Genomic DNA, 14,359 nt, shown 5'->3' on the forward strand with positions numbered 1-14,359 from the left:
GGTCGTTCCCGCCCGGCTGGCTGAGCCCTGCCTCAGCAGGTGGATCCCTTCGTCTTAGCCCTGCCCCAGCAGGTGGTTGGGCAGCCGGTTCCCCGGGGCGGTCCCACGGATTTCGAGCAGTTCGCGGGCGTGGGCATGCAGCCGCGTATCCTCCGCCGAGACCGGCACCCAGCCAGGAACTGGCACCGAGTTGCCGTCGGCATCGCGTGCCACCATCACTGTGAGGCAATACGTGGTGAGGTTCAGTTCCTTGCCCTTCGGATCTCCGGAGCGCACGTGTACGGCGATGTGCATGCCTTTGGTCCCGGTGTAGACCAACCTGGCCTCGACCTCCACCACATGGCCGATCAGCAGGGGCCGGTAGAAGCGCACGCCACCGGAGAATACCGCCACGGTGTCCATGCCGCAGTAGCGGGACGCGCAGACGTAGGCGGCTTCGTCGATCCACTTCATCACAATTCCGCCGTGCACTTTCCCGCCCCAGTTCACGTCCGTGGGGGCGGCCATGAACCGCAGCGTCACGCGTTCGGCGGTCCCGGCGTCGGTATATTCCTGGGCGTTCATGGCTTCGACGATCCGTTCACGGACCTTGATCCGCGCCAGGGCGTGGTCCCGCTGTTCGATCTCCGCGGCCGTGACCGGTTCGAACTGTTTGACGGGTATGGGCTTGCCGTCGTCGCCTACCGCCACAAAGATCACCATGCACTGGCTGCGCATCGTGGCAGGCCCGCCCTTGGGGTCGCTTGACGAGACGACGGTCCGGATGTGCATGGAGGAGCGTCCCGTGTAGACGATGGTGGCCTCCACCTCCACCATGTCGCCGCTGTTCACGGGGTCCGCGAAGTGGATGTTGCCCACGTAGGCGGTGACGCAGTAGGACTTGGCCCAGCCCACGGCGGCAGCGTACGCAGCCTTGTCCACCCATTCGAGGACGGTCCCCGCATCCACCGAGCCGCTGTGGCCCACATCCGTGGGGGCAGCCAGGAAGCGGAGGGTTACGGAATTGGCCGCGGTCTCAGTCATGCTGCGATCTTACTGAGGCGCGGTGTTACCGGAGGGTCGGCCGACACATACCCGCAACGGGAACTGCCCCGCCCGCCCTTTGGGGGCGGACAGGTCCATGACGCAGCCGAGGTCATCCAATTTGCATCACTATTGATAATGACTATCGTTAGCGATATGATAAAAACCCACTCACATCCCGGCCATATTCGCACTTATCCGCAGGCTCTCCCGGCAGTTCTTGCGGTTTTGGCACTGCTCCTCACTGCGTGCGGGGCTGCTCCGGGCGCGGGCTCCGGACCGTCGCAGGGCGCAGGCCCTGACTCGGCCGGCACTTCCGCTTCTGCCACAGCAGGGCAGGCGAAGGAAGGCCAGGCCCCCACCCCTCGGCTGGTCCTGACCCACGACGCGGGCATCACGGTTCTTGACGCGAAGACGCTGAAGCCCGTGGAGGAAGTGCCGCTGGAAGGCTTCAACCGCCTCAGCCCGGCGGGCGACGGCCGCCACGTTCTGGTGGCCACCGGAGATTCCTTCCGCGTCTTCGATGCCGGTGTGTGGACCGAGGCGCACGGCGACCATGGGCACTCCTATGCCGCCGCACCTCGGCTGACGGACCGGGCCTTCAGCGCCAGCAAGGCCGGCCACGTGGTCAACCACGCCGGGAAGACAGTGCTGTTCAATGACGGTTCAGGGAAGGTGGAGGTCTTTGACCCGGCCGCGCTGACTGACGCACTCAAGGCCGGCCTGCCCGAGACCAGCACCTACACCGCACCCGAAGCCCACCACGGCGTCGCCATCGCGTTGGAGGATGGGAAGCTGCTGGTCACCCTCGGGAACGAGGAGGGCCGCACTGGCCTGGCGCTGCTGAGCGCGCCGGGAAATGGCGGCGGGCAGGGACGCGGTGAACTGCTCCGCAACGAGGAGTGCCCCGGCGTGCATGGTGAGGCAGTCGCGGGCCATGAAACCGTGGTGGTTGGTTGTGAGGACGGCATGCTGGTCTACCGCAACGGCGGCTTCACCAAGGTTGCAAGCCCTGACCCGTACGGCCGCATGGGCAACCAGGCCGGAAGCCACGAATCTCCCGTGATCCTCGGCGATTACAAGGTGGACAGGGACGCCGACCTGGAGCGGCCCACCCGGATCTCGCTGGTCAACACCGACACCGGAACCCTGCAGCTGGTGGACCTGGGCGCCAGCTATTCCTTCCGTTCCCTGGGCCGCGGTCCGGGAGGGGAGGCTCTGGTGCTGGGCACGGACGGGGCGCTTCACGTGATTGATCCGACCACGGGCGAGGTCACCGCTGCCATTCCCGTGGTTGGCGCCTGGACGGAGCCGGATGCCTGGCAGGATCCCCGGCCCACCCTGTTTGTCCAGGGTTCAACCGCCTTCATCACGGAGCCGGCGGCTTCCAGGATCCACGCCGTGGATCTCAAATCCGGGAAAATCATCAAAGGCGCGGACCTGGACCACGTGCCCAACGAACTGACCGGGGTGACCGGCTGACGTTTTCTGCCACGGCAAAGACGTTTAAGGCCCGACGGCGGACCGGCACCTGGGTGCCTGTCCGCCGTCGGGCGTTGCTCGTTGAAGAGGAGTCCGCTTAGGCGAGGACTGCCAGCTTGTTGTTCATGCGGCCGAACACGGCGCGGTCCACGGACACGCGGCCGGCTCCGGTGAGCGCGAGTGCGAGGGCGGCAGCGCCCAGGAGCAGCACCAGTTCGTACCCGCCCTTGTCGGCGAAAACTCCTGCCGAGGCATGCACCAGGAAGAAGGCGCCGATCATGTTGACGGCCAGCAGGGCGGCCACCACGCGGGTGAGAACGCCCAGGATGAGGCCAATGCCGCCAGCCAGTTCGAGGCCTGCGACGAAGGGCGCTGACACGTTGGCTGCCGGAACGCCCATCTGGGTGAACGCGGCCTGGGTGCCGGCGATGGTCCATTCGTTGAACTTCTGCCAGCCGTGGGCGGCGAAGAGGAAGCCGAGGGCGACGCGCAGGACGGTGATGGCAGTGGTGGTGAGGCGTGACTGATTCATAAATCGAGTCTCCCTGACCATTAGTTGAAGTGTCAACTAATGGTCCGCCATTGTGTCCCTTGTCATGACTTCCGGCGTCACGGAAGCGCAGCAGCCAGGTGGGCGGTGCCGGCCGTTAGGCTGAAACCGTGCCCAACCAATCCGCCCCCGCTGCCGTCCAGCGTCCCGCCAGCCATGCGCGGGAAATCCTGCGGCTCGCCGTGCCGGCGTTCGGCGCACTGATCGCCGAACCGCTGTTCCTGCTCGCGGATTCGGCCATTGTGGGCCATCTCGGCGTGGCCCAGCTGGCCGGCGTGGGGCTCGCCTCCGCTGTGCTGCACACCGCCGTCGGCCTGATGGTTTTCCTCGCCTACTCCACCACCCCGGCGGTGGCCCGCGCGATGGGACACGGCCAGCTGGGCAAGGCACTCGCCGCAGGGCGCGACGGCGTCTGGCTGGCACTTCTGCTCGGCGTGGTCCTGGCCGTGGCCGGCTTCTGGGCCGCTGAACCGCTGGTGACCCTGATGGGGGCGGAGGGTGAGGTCCGTTCGTTCGCTGTTGACTATCTCCGCTGGTCCATGCCCGGCCTGGTGGCCATGCTGCTCATCTTCGCGGGCACCGGCGTCCTGCGCGGATTGCAGGACACCAGGACGCCGCTGCTCGTGGCCACCGCAGGCTTTGCCTTGAATATTGTCCTCAACCTGTGGCTGGTCTACGGGCTGGACTGGTCCGTTGCGGGCTCGGCGGCAGGCACCAGCGTGGCGCAATGGGCCATGGCGGCCGTCTATCTGGTGATGGTCCAGCGCAATGCCGCCCGGCATGGCATCAGCCTGTGGCCCGACTGGAGCGGCATCCGCGCAATGACCCGGGTCGGTTCGTGGCTTATGCTCCGCACGCTGAGCCTGCGCATCGCCATCCTGGCCACGGTATTTGTGGTCACGGGGCAAGGTGCCGTCAACCTGGCGGCACACCAGCTGGCCATGACCATCTTCTCGTTCCTCGCCTTTGCCCTCGATGCCCTTGCCATCGCCGCCCAGGCCCTGATCGGCAAGGAACTGGGCGCCTCCAAGGCCGTCAGGGCGCGGCACCTGACCCGGACCATGATCCGCTGGGGCATCGGATTCGGCGTGGTCACGGGAGCCCTGTTGGCTGTCGCCGCGCCCTGGGTAGGGGCGCTGTTCACTTCCGACGCCGGCGTCCAGTCCGTGCTGACCTACGCCCTGTGGATCCTGGCCGCCGGTCAGCCTCTTGCCGGTTATGTTTTTGTCCTGGACGGCGTGTTGATCGGCGCCGGAGACGCCAAGTACCTGGCGCTGGCGGGCGTGGTCAACCTCGCTGTCTACGTCCCCATGCTCGTGGCCGTTGCCGTCTCCGGCATGTCCGCCGCTGCAGGCCTCGTGTGGCTGTGGGCCGCGTTTTCGCTGGGGTATATGGCCGCCCGGGCGCTGACGCTGGGCCTGCGCGCCCGGTCGGACCGCTGGATGGTGCTGGGTTCGCCATAGGGCCGGCGGCCACTAAACTGGACCGGTGAACCAACCACTGACGCCCACAGATGCTCCCGCCGGCACCGCCCAGCAGGCAGACCTGTGGAAGCCGGTGCTGCTCCGGGCCGTGGCCGCACTGGTGTTCGGCGCCGTGACCATTTTCTGGGCCGGACCATCGGTCCAGGTCATGGGCTGGGCGGGCGGGCTGTATCTGCTGGTCACGGGCCTGCTGCTGCTCTGGGCCATCCCGAAGACCGGCTACGCGCGGGACGGCATGCCCGGCAAAATCCTCTCCGCTGCAGGGGCCGCCCTGGCCGGCGCCGGTGTTGCCTTGGCGCTGCTTCACGGGGACCGCGTCTTCGGCGTCGTTGCGGCAGTGGGACTTGGCCTGGCCGGAGCCGTGGAGTTGTACTGCGGCCTCAAGTATCGCGGCCGGCACGTGCTGGCCCGCGACTGGCTGGCCTCGGGCATCATCGGGCTTGGTACCGCGGCGATCCTGCCCTTCTTCATCAGCCTCGGAGCCCATGCCCTGCTGGGCGTCGCCGGCGGCGGAGCCATCATCTCCGGTGTGCTCTGGGTCCTGTCGGGGCTGACTCTAAGGCACGATTCCCGGCCCGCCTCCGCGAAGCCGTAAACTAGAAGCGAAAGGTTCTACCCGGCGTAGAAAACGCGCCCGGAACAACCCCACACACATTCGAACCAGCACGCCCTTCGGCATGGCTGTAGGAGAGGAACTACCTTGGCAGACCAGAAACCAGGAAAACCGCGCAAGCTGCGGACCTCGGTGAAGGGGCCGCTGATGTTCTCTGCGTTCTGGGCCGTCCTCGCCTTCGTTACTGTGCTGATCTTCGCCTCCGGCGGCAGCTCGAAGACCCCGCGGTTCGACCTCGCCTTCACGGGCGCCGGCATCGCGTTCATCGTCACGCTGGTGATCGCGGCCATGCTGGCCATGAGCCACAAGGAGAACTCCGAACACCTGGGCAAGGGATCCGGCGTCAACCTGAGTTCAGCCCGGAAGCCGTCGCACGGATTCGGGGGACACGGCCCCAGCCAGGCCGGCGGCGCCCCTGAGACTCCGGACGCTGACGGTACCGGCTCCAGCCACTCCTAGCGAACGGTAGCCTGCCGCGCGCGGTACGCTGCCACGTGCGCGCGGTTGGCGCAGTTCCCGGTATCGCAATACCGTTTCGACCGGTTGCGGCTGAGGTCCAGGACCACGGCGTCGCAGTCCTCGGCCTCGCACACGAGCATGCGGTCCATCTCCTTGCTCCGGATGACGTCCGCCAGGGCCATGGCGGCTTCGGTGCCCATGCGCTCTGCCAGCGGCGCGTCCCTGGCAGTGGCGTGCAGATGCCAGTCCCACTCATCGTGCTTCATCAGCTGGGGCAGTGCGTTGGCCTCGCGCAACAGGCGGTTGACGCCCGCCACAGCAGAGTCTTCGTCTGCAGTCCAGAGGGCGGCAAGCCGCCCGCGCAGTTCGTGGACACTCGACAGCTCCGCCGCATCGCCGGCGCGGGCTCCACTGAACCCCTCGGACTGAAGAAAGTCGTCGAGGTCCGCCACCGTGGCGAGCGATTCGCGTCCGTTGGCGGCGGTGTTGATCAGGTTGACGACGGCGCGCAGGGCTATTTCGGTGTCAGGGGCAAAGACCATCTTGACTCCTTACTGAGGTCGGGCGTAATGTCAGGACCATTACCCCACTTTACTCCTGACAGGAGGCGTCGGTGACTGCCGCCCCTAACCCCGCAGCCGCGGGCGGATTCCTTGGCTCCGGCCTTGGAATCGCATTGTTCTCTTCTGCCGTCTTCGGGCTCTCCGGCTCCTTCGCCAAGGCGCTTCTGGAAACCGGCTGGTCCCCGGGCGCTGCCGTAACGGCCCGCCTGACCGGTGCCGCGCTGATTCTCGCCGTTCCTGCCGTTCTGGCTTTGCGCGGACGGTGGTACCAGCTGCGCGACAACTGGGTCACCATCGGTCTTTTCGGCCTGATCGGCGTGGCCGCGTGCCAGCTGTTCTACTTCAACGCGGTAGCCCGCCTGTCCGTGGGTGTAGCGCTGTTGCTTGAATACCTGGCTCCCGTCCTCATCGTCCTTTGGCTATGGGGAGCCAGCAGGAAGCGGCCACGGGCGCTGACCTTCGGCGGAACAGTGCTGTCGCTCGGCGGCCTGGTCCTCGTCCTGGACCTCACCGGAACGGTCAAGATCGACATCATCGGGGTCCTGTGGGGGGTGGCCGCTGCCGTATGTCTTGCCATCTACTTCTTCATCACGGCCAAGGAGAATGATTCCCTGCCGCCCATCGTCCTGGCGTCCGCCGGGCTGCTGGTGGGGGCAGCCGTTATGTGGCTGGCGGCCGCCACGGGACTGCTTCCCATGGCCTTCAGCACCGCGGATACCAGGCTCGGCCCCTGGATCACACCCTGGTGGGTCTCCCTCGGTGGCCTGGTCATCCTGGCAACAGTCCTGGCGTACGTTTCCGGCATTGTCGCTGCCCGCGCCCTTGGCTCCAAGGTTGCATCCTTCGTCTCGCTGACCGAAGTGCTGTTCGCCGTGACCTGGGCCTGGCTGCTTCTGAGTGAGCTGCCCGGCGCCATCCAACTCCTGGGCGGCGTCCTCATTGTCGGCGGGGTGGTTCTGGTCCGGCTGGACGAGCTGCGCTCCGGCACGGCCGCTGCAACTGTCGGTGCGCCAGCCCCACTGGACCACGCGAACGACGTCGAACCTGTGCCCTGAGTGCCGGCTGCCTTGCCCTGAAGGACCTGCCCCGAAGGACAGGTGCCACAGGCCGGGGCACCGCCGTCGCCCCGCCGTTGTGCCTCCCATTCGTTGAGCACCCGCCGTTAAATGCCGCGAGGGCCCGGACACTGTGCAGTGTCCGGGCCCCCGCGTCAGAGCTTCTGCGGTTAGCGTGAAGCCTGGTCCTGCTCGTTGGCGTTCTTGGTGGCCTTCTGGCCGGCATCCTTAAGCGCCTGGATGACCTGGTTCAGCGCCGCGGTGTGCGTGCCTGACCATTCGCCGCGGAAGTGGGTGGCGTCCGGGCCTTCCCAATTGGTGCTGTCCAGTACGCGGGACAGGTTGGATCGCTGCTGCTCAATCTCGCTGGCACCGGCCTGCAGCTTGCTGCCAAGAGTCCTGAGCTGCTCTACATCTGCGCCCCAAATAGCCATCAGTTTTCTCCTCGTTAGTCTTGGATCCGATCCAGATCGGCATCCCCAGCGGCCCCCGGCTAGTCCGGAAGATCCATTGCCTAGACCCTATCCCGGCCGCAAAACACTGTCGATGGGCACCGCTGCCCATGCACCACTCACCATGGGCCACAGCTCCCGGTGGTTGAATCTCGACAAGCTCGATCACCGGTGGGCTGGGGGCCCGGGGGGTCGATCTGAGGCGTTCCAGAGCCTAGCATGGGCATATGTGCCGGAATATCCGAACCCTCCACAATTTCGAACCCCATGCCACCTCTGAGGAAGTGCATGCCGCCGCGCTGCAGTATGTGCGCAAGGTCAGCGGCAGCACCAAGCCGTCCAAGGCCAACGAGGACGCCTTCGAAGCGGCGGTGCACGAGATCGCCCACATCACCCAACACCTGCTGGATGCGCTGGTCACCCACGCTCCCGCCAAACACCGGGACGAAGAGGCCGCCAAGGCGAGGGCCCGCGCGGCGGTGCGCTTCGGCACCGCCTGAGCCGCGCGTCCCCTCAAACTGAGTAGCGCCAACAGTCGTTTTGAGCGTCCATAACGACAGTTAGCGCGACCTAGTTGGGTGGGCGCTGCCTACTTGCCGAAGCTGCGCAGCCGGAGCGAGTTTGCCACCACCAGGACGGAACTCGCCGCCATCGCGGCACCGGCAATCATCGGGTTCAAGAGGCCCAGGGCGGCCACGGGAATGCCGACGGCGTTATAGAAGAACGCCCAGAACAGGTTGGTCTTAATAGTGGCCAGCGTCCGCCGGGACAATTCGATGGCCTGTGCCACCTGTCCCAGGTCGTTTCCCATGACGGTGAGGTCCGCCGCCTCGATGGCCACATCCGTACCGGATCCCATGGCGATGCCCAGGTCAGCCTGCGCCAGCGCGGCGGCGTCATTCACGCCGTCGCCGGCCATCGCCACAATGGACCCTCCCGCCTGGAGCCGACGGACGGCGTCCACCTTCCCGGCAGGCAGGACACCTGCATAAACATCGTCAGGGGAAATGCCGACGGCGGCAGCGACCTGCGCGGCTACCGCGGCGTTGTCCCCGGTCAGCAGGATGGGGCGCAGCCCGAGCCTCTTCAGCTTTGCCACAGCTTCCGCAGATCCCGGCTTTACGGTGTCACGGAGGCTGATGATGCCGGCAGGGGTGCCGTCCACCGTCACCCAGATGGCCGTGGCCCCGGTGGCTTCCGCGGCGGCCAGCGCCTCCAGCTGCGTGCCGGAAGGGCGGACGCCGTTCTCCGTGAGCCAGCCGGTCCGGCCCGCCAGAATCACGCGTCCTTCAACGGTTCCCACCACTCCGCCGCCGGGTGCCGAACGGAAGTGTTCGACGGCGGGAAGCCGCCCGCCGTCGTCGTCCCCGGTTTGCGCTTCAACCGCCGCGGCCGCGATGGCGTGGGCGATCGGGTGCTCCGATGCCGCCTCCACGGCGCCGGCGAACCGCAGCAAGTCGGTGCCTGGGAAACCCTCAAACGCGAGAGTATTGCCCACGGCAAGCTTTCCGGTGGTGACGGTGCCGGTCTTGTCGAGCAGGATGGTGTCCACCGTGCGGGTGTCTTCGAGGACCTGCGGGCCCTTGATCAGGATGCCCAGCTGGGCGCCCCGGCCGGTTCCGGTGAGCAGTCCCACCGGAGTGGCGAGGCCCAGGGCGCACGGGCACGCGATGACCAGGACGGTGACCGCGGCGGTAAAGGCGGCCCTGAGCTCGGCAGGTTCAATCACCGGGCCGCTGAACGCGAGCCACAGCCCAAACGTGACTACAGCGATGGCCAGCACAATCGGGACAAACACCGCGCTGATCCGGTCGGCGAGGCGGGCGATGGGGGCTTTGCCGGTCTGCGCCTGCGAGACCAGCCGGGCCATCTGGGCCAGCGTGGTCTCGGCGCCCACGCGGGTTGCCCGGACCAGCAGCCGGCCGGAAGTGTTGATGGTGGCGCCGGTGACTTTGCTCCCGGGCTCCACCTCCACCGGGACGGATTCGCCGGTCAGCAGGGAGGCGTCCACAGCTGACATGCCGTCGATCACCTCTCCGTCCGTGGCGATTTTTTCGCCCGGGCGGACCACCACGACGTCTCCCACGCGGAGCTGATCGGCGGGGACTTTATGTTCGGATCCGTGATGCAGGATGGTGGCGTCCTTGGCGCCGAGGTTCAGCAACGCCTTGAGGGCATCGCCGGCCTTCTGCTTGGCGTTGGCCTCAAGGAACCGGCCCAGGAGCAGGAACGTGGTGACTACGGCGGCCACTTCGAAGTACAGGCCACCCGATTCCATCCCCTCCATGGCCGGGTGTTCCGTCATGCGGGGATCCAGGACCAGTTGCCAGAGACTGAAGACGTAGGCAGCGGCGACGCCGAGGGAGACGAGCGTGTCCATGGTGGACGCCAGGTGGCGCGCATTGATGGCCGCCGCGCGGTGGAAAGGCCAGGCCGCCCAGCTGACCACCGGAAGCGCCAAGGCCCCGGCTACCCAGCCCCAGTTGGGAAACTGCACGGCCGGAACCATCGAAATCGCGAGGACTTGGACAGTGAGCACCGCGGCCACGATCAGGCGAGGGCGCAGCTTGGCGGCGGCCGGGCCGTGGGACATGTGGTCACCTTGCGCGCCGCCTTCGGCGCCATGCTCCGCGTGCTCGGTCGTTCCTCCCTTAGACGCACGCTTCCGCATGCCGCCGGAGTCGGCGCTGTACCCGTCTTCCGTGCCGCCGTGTTGGCTCTGGTCGTGATCGGTGGCGTGGTGACTGTGGGTGGGCGTGGTGCTTACGCGGAGGTGGGCCTTGTAGCCGGTGGCGTTGACTGTGTCCACTATCTGCTGGTCCGTGATGCCGGCCGGGACCGTGACGTGGGCGGATTCCAGCGGCAGGTTGACGGAGGCTTCGACGCCGTCGAGCTTGCCCAGCTTCTTTTCCACGCGGTTCACGCAGGAGGCGCAGGTCATGCCCTCAATATCCAGTTCAACCACCCGGCTTTGGGGCTGGTGCTGGAGATGGTCTGTACTCATGTGGGATCCCCCGATCGGACAGCGTTACGCGTCGTTGGCAACAACCAGGTAGCCGGCTTCGGCTACTGCCTCGCCGATCTCGGACGGCGACAGTTCCTGGCTTGAGGTGATGGTGACGGTGGAAATGCCGCCGGCGTTGAGTTCGACGTCGACCGTTTCAACCCCGGCGAGCGATTCAAGCTCCTCGCTGACGGACGAAACGCAGTGGCCGCAGGTCATGCCGGACACGTTGACGGTGGTGGAGGTGGTGCTCATGGCTGGCTCCTTCAAAGGGGCCGGCGGTGGCCGGCCGTGAATGGGTGGCAGGTGGTTAGCGGTGGTTGGTCAGCGCAGGAGGCGGCCGATGGCCGCTGTGGCTTCCCGGACTTTGGCGTCTATGGCCTCAGTGCGAAGGGCCGGATCGGGTTCCCCGGCGGCGCCCACCACGCAGTGGCCGATGTGCTCTTCCACAAGTCCCAGGCTCACGGCGTGCAGGGCCTTGGTGGCCGCGGCGACCTGGGTCAGGATGTCGATGCAGTATTTGTCCTCATCTACCATCCGGGCGATCCCGCGGACCTGGCCCTCGATGCGCTTGAGCCTGCGCAGGTATGCCTCCTTGTTGGCGGTGTAGCCATGCGGAGGCGCCGGGTCAGCGCCGGCGTGTGTGGTCAAAGTTTCCTGCGAAGGTTCCATACAGCCAACATATACCCCACAGGGGTATACGGCAAGTACCCCCTGGGGGTATCCAATTCGGAGATGAGCGCCACGAGGTTGGGTGGGTGCGGCTCTGGGCGGGCGCAAAAAAGCTCCGGAGTGCGTTATTGGGGGATACGCACTCCGGAGCAGCATTTGGGCAGATTCACCCGGCCACTGCGGCCGGATCCTTCTGCTTGAATTAGCTTACTTGCCAGTACAGCCGTCCGCTACCACCTCGAATAACTACTTTCGCTTTATTATTTCGGTCACCCGAAAACCGCCCGAGTGGGGCGAGGCAGCCGGCTCAGGTAACGGCTCAGCTAACGGCTCCGGCATTGTCCTGATGCGCCGGCCTCCGGTAGGGAACCACCAGCACCGGCCGGCTTTGATGGTGCGTCAGCCAGAGTCCCACTGATCCGTTGAGCATCTCGGAGATCCGGTGGGTCAGGCCCCGTTCCGACGTTCCCACGATGATCATGGGGGAGTTGCTTTCCGCGGCGAGCCGGGCGAGGGCGCGGCCCGGATCCCCCGCCAGGGTCCGCAGCGTCCAGTCCACAGGCGTGGCCGGCGCCGCGGCGTCGGCCACGGCTTCCGCGATCACCCCCCTGAGTTCCGTGGTGACCGAGCGGATGTCGTCGTCGTCCTTGTCCGGGTGCAGCGACAGCCGGTGTGCGGATCTGGTGGGATCCCATTCCACCAGGTAGCTGGCCTCGTCAACATAGGCACACAGCAACGGCACGGCCAGTTTGGCCGCCAGGGAGGTGGCGGTCTTCAGCACTTCCGGGTGCTGATGGGGCAACACGCCCACGAGCAACGGAGGCGGACCACTGAATCGTTCGGGACTCATAGGACCATTCTGTGCCTGCGCGGAGCCACTTGAACAGGGCCGACGACGCGTGGACGTGTCAGGCGGCAGCGGGGGACGCCGAGACAACCACGTTCTTGCCCCACGGGTCTTCCGTGTAGCAGCTGATCAGAACCACACGGCTGGGCACCATGTCCCAGATGGGGCTGTCCTTGAGGCTGTCCTTGAGGTACGTGGTGACGCTGTCCACCCGGTAAGGGATGGTGCCGGTCGCGGTGACGACGGCGAAGGTGTCGCCGACGACGGCAGCGGAGCTGAGGTGGTTGAACGGGGCGTCCCGGCCCTCCCAGCTGTGTCCGATGATGTACGTGGTGTTGCCCGACCCGTTGCCGGGAGTCCCGAACGGTGTCAGCCAATACCCGTCCATGGTGGTGGGCGGCTCCACTGTACGGGTGGCGACGGCCGAGGTGTCCGGTTCAAGGGGATGGACTGCCGTGTCGATTGCCGCAGCGGGATAGAGGATACGCACGGGTGCGGAGGCTTCCGGCAAGGCCGGGCCGGGGGTGGTGGCGTCTGCGGCCGGGGCTGTCCCCGGAGCTTCGCCCGTCCCGGACAGCGGCCAAGGAGCGGACGACGGCGTGGCCCGGAATGGTGCCGACAGTTCCGCTGTGGGGACGGCGGCTTCCCCGTGCTTGAGCAGGGGTGCACCGAAGGTGAGGGACAGGAAACCCAGGACTCCGCACAGCAGGATTGCCAGATCTCCACGGTTCCATCCACGGACGCGCAGGACTTCCAGGACACGCAGAACGCCACGGCGGACGACGCGAGTGCTGGAGTGCTTGGACATGATGTTCCTTTGCGTTCAGACGCCTTGCGTTCAGCAGGTGGAGGGTGCGCCCGCTTTGAAATTGCGCCGAGGGCGTCCCGCCGGGTTTTGGCGGGACGCCCTCGGTAACAGACCCCGGAGGCTCTGGCGGGCGTCAGCCCGCCGTCGGCGATTCCGTCCGGGACTTGCGGCGCACTGCAACCACAGCGCCCGCACCTAGCAGGACGCCCAGACCGGCCAGCCAGGTAGTACTTTCATCTGATCCGCCGATGGCGGTTTGCGCGTTGAAGCCCTGGTTGGTGCCCTGGCTGACAGCGGCTGCTGCTGCGGCGGGCGCCTTGGCAGCAGCTGCCTTCGGTGCGGGTGTCTGCGCAGCCGGTGTGACCGCGCCGGCGGCCCCAGCCACCACTGCCGGTGGGTCCACGACGACGGGCGGAACAACAACCGGCGGAACAACAACCGGTGGGTCCACGACGACGGACGGAACAACAACCGGCGGCACAACAACCGGTGGGACCACCACAACCGGCGGAACAACAACCGGCGGCAACGTCGCGGCCTTGCAGTCATTGTCAAAGTCCGCCATCCCTTGTTCGTCCCAGTTCAATCCGCTAGGCAGCAGCTCATTGGGCGGGATGATGTCCCTTGAGTGACCGCTATGGGCACCCAGGCCGTTCACCCCGCTAAGGTCTATGCTGATGGTGTGTCCGTTGTGGCAAAGAGTGAAGTTGTCTGCCGCGCTGGCCGGGGCCGTGACGCTGAGCATTGCCAGCCCCACCACTCCCAAAGTTGCGAATGTTCGTTTCATGGTTTTCGTCTCCCCAGATTTTTCCGAAAGGACCATGGCGGCGGGGGAGAAGCGGCGGTTCTGAATGCCCCCAGCAGCATGATCAGTTTTGCTTGTGGCTTCAGGCTAGGGGCGCCGCACGGGCGCCGTCGCCAGTAGCGGGTACTCGTCTTTTTGCCCCATTGACCTGCGGCGATACCTGCCTCTACGCGGAAACGGGAGCCCACTACTGAAGTGTTGCCACCCTTGAACGTGGACAGGGCGGCGCCTAACGTTGGAGCATACGAAAGGTGCGTGACCGGCATGGAAATCTACATGTGGTGGCTGGATCTGAACCTGCAAACCAAGGAATGGCTGAGGGAAAACCTCCGTGCGACGGAACTGCCGCTGCCGGTGCTGCAGGGCATCGCCGAAGCCGGCGGGCCGCATCCGGGTACCCCGGTGGCTGTCCTCACCGAAGCCGACTGGGATTTCATCGAGACGCAGTCCGAATTCGTCGACTGACCGGACGCCTCTGGCGCCGCCGGCACGGCCACGCCGGACCAGTACACCCGGAGCAGTCCCCTCGGACCAGTCCACAT

The 14,359-nt window shown here is 66.4% G+C and carries 17 protein-coding genes; 7 read left to right on the forward strand and 10 right to left on the reverse strand.

What is annotated here, in order from left to right; translation table 11 throughout:
• Positions 1–54: 54 nt before the first annotated feature.
• Positions 55–1,023: an acyl-CoA thioesterase gene (locus tag ACX80V_RS04885; protein WP_485842203.1), complete on the reverse strand. Its 969-nt coding sequence runs from the start codon at positions 1,021–1,023 to the stop codon at positions 55–57.
• A 156-nt stretch (positions 1,024–1,179) separates the two neighbouring features.
• Here ACX80V_RS04885 and aztD point away from each other — a divergent pair, with 156 nt between their 5' ends.
• Positions 1,180–2,505 (forward strand): zinc metallochaperone AztD, encoded by a 1,326-nt coding sequence (gene aztD, locus ACX80V_RS04890; RefSeq protein WP_485842204.1) that lies wholly within the window; start codon positions 1,180–1,182, stop codon positions 2,503–2,505.
• A gap of 97 nt (positions 2,506–2,602) precedes the next feature.
• Here aztD and ACX80V_RS04895 read toward each other — a convergent pair whose 3' ends face one another.
• Positions 2,603–3,037, reverse strand: a complete 435-nt coding sequence (locus ACX80V_RS04895; RefSeq protein WP_485842205.1) for a DoxX family protein — start codon at positions 3,035–3,037, stop codon at positions 2,603–2,605.
• Positions 3,038–3,165: 128 nt separating this feature from the next.
• Between ACX80V_RS04895 and ACX80V_RS04900 the strand changes: the two genes are divergently transcribed.
• The 3 genes from ACX80V_RS04900 (at position 3,166) to ACX80V_RS04910 (ending at position 5,611) form a co-directional block, all read left to right on the forward strand.
• Entirely contained in the window at positions 3,166–4,518 is a 1,353-nt protein-coding gene (locus ACX80V_RS04900; protein WP_485842206.1) for an MATE family efflux transporter, read from the forward strand.
• Between the two features lie 25 nt (positions 4,519–4,543).
• On the forward strand, positions 4,544–5,134 hold the full coding sequence (locus tag ACX80V_RS04905) for a hypothetical protein (RefSeq protein ID WP_248763473.1): 591 nt from the start codon (positions 4,544–4,546) through the stop codon (positions 5,132–5,134).
• 105 nt (positions 5,135–5,239) lie between these two features.
• The gene (locus ACX80V_RS04910) at positions 5,240–5,611 is read left to right on the forward strand and encodes a hypothetical protein (RefSeq protein WP_058930682.1); all 372 of its coding nucleotides are present in this window, start codon (positions 5,240–5,242) and stop codon (positions 5,609–5,611) included.
• On the opposite strand, the gene ACX80V_RS04915 is transcribed toward ACX80V_RS04910, so the two are convergent.
• Complete coding sequence (locus tag ACX80V_RS04915) at positions 5,608–6,153, reverse strand: CGNR zinc finger domain-containing protein (protein ID WP_485842207.1); 546 nt, start codon at positions 6,151–6,153, stop codon at positions 5,608–5,610. The two genes, ACX80V_RS04910 and ACX80V_RS04915, sit on opposite strands and share 4 nt — an antisense overlap.
• A 71-nt stretch (positions 6,154–6,224) precedes the next feature.
• Between ACX80V_RS04915 and ACX80V_RS04920 the strand changes: the two genes are divergently transcribed.
• Positions 6,225–7,229, forward strand: coding sequence for an EamA family transporter (locus ACX80V_RS04920; protein WP_485842208.1), 1,005 nt, complete (start codon positions 6,225–6,227; stop codon positions 7,227–7,229).
• 170 nt (positions 7,230–7,399) lie between these two features.
• Here the strand turns inward: ACX80V_RS04920 and ACX80V_RS04925 are convergent, their stop codons facing one another.
• Positions 7,400–7,663: a WXG100 family type VII secretion target gene (locus ACX80V_RS04925; RefSeq protein ID WP_485842209.1), complete on the reverse strand. Its 264-nt coding sequence runs from the start codon at positions 7,661–7,663 to the stop codon at positions 7,400–7,402.
• A 245-nt stretch (positions 7,664–7,908) separates the two neighbouring features.
• Between ACX80V_RS04925 and ACX80V_RS04930 the strand changes: the two genes are divergently transcribed.
• Positions 7,909–8,181: a DUF2277 domain-containing protein gene (locus ACX80V_RS04930; RefSeq protein WP_058930686.1), complete on the forward strand. Its 273-nt coding sequence runs from the start codon at positions 7,909–7,911 to the stop codon at positions 8,179–8,181.
• Positions 8,182–8,270: 89 nt separating this feature from the next.
• Here ACX80V_RS04930 and ACX80V_RS04935 read toward each other — a convergent pair whose 3' ends face one another.
• From ACX80V_RS04935 to ACX80V_RS04960, 6 genes are all read right to left on the reverse strand, one after another.
• The gene (locus ACX80V_RS04935) at positions 8,271–10,685 is read right to left on the reverse strand and encodes a heavy metal translocating P-type ATPase (RefSeq protein WP_485842210.1); all 2,415 of its coding nucleotides are present in this window, start codon (positions 10,683–10,685) and stop codon (positions 8,271–8,273) included.
• A 24-nt stretch (positions 10,686–10,709) separates the two neighbouring features.
• Positions 10,710–10,940 (reverse strand): heavy-metal-associated domain-containing protein, encoded by a 231-nt coding sequence (locus tag ACX80V_RS04940; RefSeq protein WP_058930688.1) that lies wholly within the window; start codon positions 10,938–10,940, stop codon positions 10,710–10,712.
• Between the two features lie 69 nt (positions 10,941–11,009).
• Positions 11,010–11,357 carry a metal-sensitive transcriptional regulator gene (locus ACX80V_RS04945; protein ID WP_248763477.1) on the reverse strand — a complete coding sequence of 116 codons (348 nt, stop codon included), beginning with the start codon at positions 11,355–11,357 and terminating at the stop codon, positions 11,010–11,012.
• Between the two features lie 319 nt (positions 11,358–11,676).
• The gene (locus tag ACX80V_RS04950) at positions 11,677–12,207 is read right to left on the reverse strand and encodes a universal stress protein (RefSeq protein WP_485842211.1); all 531 of its coding nucleotides are present in this window, start codon (positions 12,205–12,207) and stop codon (positions 11,677–11,679) included.
• A 58-nt stretch (positions 12,208–12,265) separates the two neighbouring features.
• On the reverse strand, positions 12,266–13,012 hold the full coding sequence (locus tag ACX80V_RS04955; RefSeq protein ID WP_485842212.1) for a class F sortase: 747 nt from the start codon (positions 13,010–13,012) through the stop codon (positions 12,266–12,268).
• Between the two features lie 133 nt (positions 13,013–13,145).
• The gene (locus tag ACX80V_RS04960; protein ID WP_485842213.1) at positions 13,146–13,799 is read right to left on the reverse strand and encodes an LPXTG cell wall anchor domain-containing protein; all 654 of its coding nucleotides are present in this window, start codon (positions 13,797–13,799) and stop codon (positions 13,146–13,148) included.
• A 282-nt stretch (positions 13,800–14,081) separates the two neighbouring features.
• Between ACX80V_RS04960 and ACX80V_RS04965 the strand changes: the two genes are divergently transcribed.
• Entirely contained in the window at positions 14,082–14,282 is a 201-nt protein-coding gene (locus ACX80V_RS04965; protein ID WP_485842324.1) for a hypothetical protein, read from the forward strand.
• The last annotated feature ends 77 nt before the right edge of the window (positions 14,283–14,359 follow it).

The sequence above is a fragment of the Pseudarthrobacter arbutini genome (assembly GCF_054510915.1).